The sequence below is a fragment of the Streptomyces sp. ActVer genome, from assembly GCF_027270795.1.
GTDB lineage: Bacteria > Actinomycetota > Actinomycetes > Streptomycetales > Streptomycetaceae > Streptomyces > Streptomyces umbrinus_A.
In genome coordinates this window covers 1-3,097 of the sequence record NZ_JAPWHT010000727.1, presented here as the reverse complement: position 1 = coordinate 3,097, position 3,097 = coordinate 1, and the positions used below count along the sequence as shown (strand labels likewise).

General features: G+C 74.3%; 3 protein-coding genes. All 3 read right to left on the bottom strand.

Annotated elements, in window-relative coordinates:
- Positions 1-527 (bottom strand): glycosyltransferase (locus O3Q52_RS51190; protein WP_269655258.1); only part of this gene is annotated, 527 nt, incomplete at its 3' end.
- The gene (locus O3Q52_RS51185; protein ID WP_332113028.1) at positions 524-1,291 is read right to left on the bottom strand and encodes a polysaccharide deacetylase family protein; all 768 of its coding nucleotides are present in this window, start codon (positions 1,289-1,291) and stop codon (positions 524-526) included. The genes O3Q52_RS51190 and O3Q52_RS51185, both read right to left, overlap by 4 nt.
- A 55-nt stretch (positions 1,292-1,346) precedes the next feature.
- Entirely contained in the window at positions 1,347-3,053 is a 1,707-nt protein-coding gene (locus tag O3Q52_RS51180) for a lipid II flippase MurJ (RefSeq protein ID WP_269655259.1), read from the bottom strand.
- Positions 3,054-3,097 lie beyond the last annotated feature (44 nt).

Genomic DNA, 3,097 nt, shown 5'->3' with positions numbered 1-3,097 from the left:
ATCGAGGTCGTACCGAACGGCATCGACGTGGCGCGCTTCCGCTTCGACGCGGCCCGGCGCGAGAGCACCCGGCGGCGCAGGCGCTCGGCGACCGTGGGCGAGACGGCGACCGTCGCGCGTCCCAGGCGCTCGCTGGCCAGGTACAGCGCGCGGACGCCCGAGGTGAGCCGGCGGCCCTCCATCTGCGAGTCGCCGAGCGAGTGTTCGGTGGCCACGACGGCCCGCACACCCGCGAGGCGCGCGGCGATCCTGCCGTACACGCAGGCCCGGTAGAGGTGCGTGTGGACCACGTCGTACCGGCCACCGCGGATCTCGCGGACCAGGCGGGGCAGCGCCGACAGGTCCCGGTTGCCGTGCATGCCGAGGTGCATGACGCGTACGCCGTCCGCGGTGAGGTCCTCGGCGACGGCGCCCGGGTTGGTGAGGGTCACCACGTCGCAGTCGACCGGCAGGTGGCGGACCAGGAGGCGCAGTTGCTGCTCGGCCCCGCCCACCCCGAGGCCGGTGATGACGTGCAGGGCCTTCACGGGGTCTCCTTCGCCGGGGACTCCGGTGACGCGGGGGACGGCAGGGACACCGACGACGGCACGGGCTCCGGCGGAGTGAGGGGGACCGGGCGGCGGCGGAGCCGGTTGAGGCGGTACTTCAGCAGCAGCCGCCAGGAGGTGTCGTTCTCGCCGATGTGGACCCGCGGGAGGGCGAACGGGCCGGTCAGCGTGCCGGGGTCGATCGCGCACGCGTACTCGTAGCCGGCCGCGCGCACCACGTCGGCGACCCGCTGGTCGACGGTCCCGTACGGGTAGCAGAAGCCCAGCACCTCGCGGCCCGTCAGCTCGGAGAGCAGGGCCCGGCTGCCACCGGCCTCGGCGCCGAGAAGGGCGTCGTCCGCTTTGGTGAGGTCGACGTGGGTGAGGCCGTGCGAGGCGATCTCCAGGCCCTCGGTGTCGGCGAGCCGGCGGATGCCGTCGGCGGTGAGGAGCGGCTTGCGCGGGCCGAGCGGGTCCCATTCGTTCGTGCCGCCCAGCCTGCCGGGCAGCACGAAGACGGTGGCGCCGCAGTCCCAGCTCCGCAGCACCGGAAGGGCGTTGTCGGTGAAGTCCGCGTACCCGTCGTCGAAGGTCAGCCCCACCAGGTCCTTCCCCTCGCCCCGGGCACGGGCCGCGAGCAGGTCGGCCATGCTCACCCCGCGCAGGCCCCGGCGGCGCAGCCAGCCGAGCTGCCGGTCGAGGCGGTCGGGCGAGACCGTGATGCGGTACGGGTCGTCCGAGCAGTCGCCCACCGAGTGGTACATCGCCACCCACAGGGGCGCGGCCGGGCGCGGGTCGGTGCGGGTCAGGTCGGGGGTCTCAGCGGAAACGGACATGCGACAGCCTTCGTGTGACGGAGCGGAGGGCGGTACGGAAGGCGGGCGCGACGGCCTTGACGCCGAGCACCCGGAGCAGCAGGACGTAGACGACGGTCACGGTCAGACCGCCGGCGGCCAGGGCGAGTTCGGGGGAGTCCACGCGGCTCGCGCAGAAGGCCCCCGCGACGGCCGCGCACACGGCGGCCCGGACCGGCTTGGACAGTTCGTGGACGACCCGGCGGGTGCGGATCGGTACGCTGCGCCGCGCGCCCATGCCGGACAGCAGCAGGGCCGCGGTGACGGTGATCCCGATCGCGTTGGCGGTGGCGATCCCGCGCACCCCCCAGGCCTCGACGGTCCCCGCACCGATCCAGGAGGTGGCGATGATGCCCGCCGTCATCGCGGCCAGCGGGTACCAGGTGGGCCGGCCGGCCGAGAAGTACGTCCGCACCAGCGCGCCCACCAGCGTGTGCCCGAGCAGCCCGACGGAGTAGACCCGCATGACGGTGGCCGTCGCCGCCGTGTCCTGGGCGGTGAACGCGCCACGCTGGAACAGGAGTTGGATGATCTGCGGGGCGCACGCGAACACCGCGGCGGCGCCCAGCAGCACCATGCACGAGGCGACCGCCACGTCCCGCTCCACGCGGTTGCGGGCCCGCTCGGTGTCGCCCTCGGCGAGCGCCTGCGCCAGCACCGGGAAGGTGACGGTGCACAGCATCAGCGAGAGCGTCATCGGGATCTGGGCCACCTTCTGCGCGTAGTTCAGATGCGAGATGGCTCCGGAGGGGAGGGTCGAGGCGAGGAAGCGCTCGATGAGGACCTGGGACTGACGGCACAGGGCGAACATGAGCACCGGCGCGATGAGGGCGAGTTCGACGGAGTGCTTCACCGAGGGGGCCGGGCCGTCGGTGACTTGAGTGGCCTTGGTGGCTTCGGGGCCGTCGACGGGCGACGGGCCCTGTGCGGCGGCGGCTTCGGCCTCCGGGGCGGACCGGCGGCGGCCGAAGAGCTGCCGGGCCAGGGAAGGCGCCTGCGCCGCCACCATCAGACAGCCGCCCAGTGCGACGCCGACGGCCGCCGACCGTACGCCCCAGCGGCCGCCGAGGACGAACATCGCCGTGATGATGCCGGTGTTGTAGGCGACGTAGATGGCCGCCGGCGCCAGGAAGCGGCGGTGCGCGCGCAGGGCCGCGCTGCAGTAACCGGCGAGCCCGAAGCTCAGGACACAGGTCGCGGTCAGCCGTGTGCAGTCGACGGCGAGCCCGGGGTCGGGCAGTCCCGGAGCGAGGGCCGCGACCAGGTAGGGCGCCCCGGCCATCAGCAGGGCCGCGACCGCCACGAAGGCCAGGGCGAGGCGTGGCAGTGTCGAGGCGACGAGCGCGCGTACGGGGTCGGCGCCGGTGCCGGTCCCGCGTGCCCGCCGGGCCACCGCCAGGCTGAACGCCGGGACCAGTACGAACGCCATCCCGTCCTCGATGAGCAGCGTCGCCGCGACCTCCGGCACCGTCCACGCCACCAGGAAGGCGTCCGTCTCGGTCCCGGCCCCGAAGAGATGCGCGAGCGCCTGGTCCCGGCCGAGACCGAGCAGGGCACCGGCGATGGACAGAACAGCGGTGACGAGCGTGGCCTTGGCGAGGAACCCACGGGTGGGCTGGGCGACCTCGGTGGGCGGCCCGGCCTCGGCGGGCGCGACCCGGGCCGCGGGCAACGCGATCGGGCTCCGGGCTTTGGCCTCCGTGCCGTGCCCGGCCG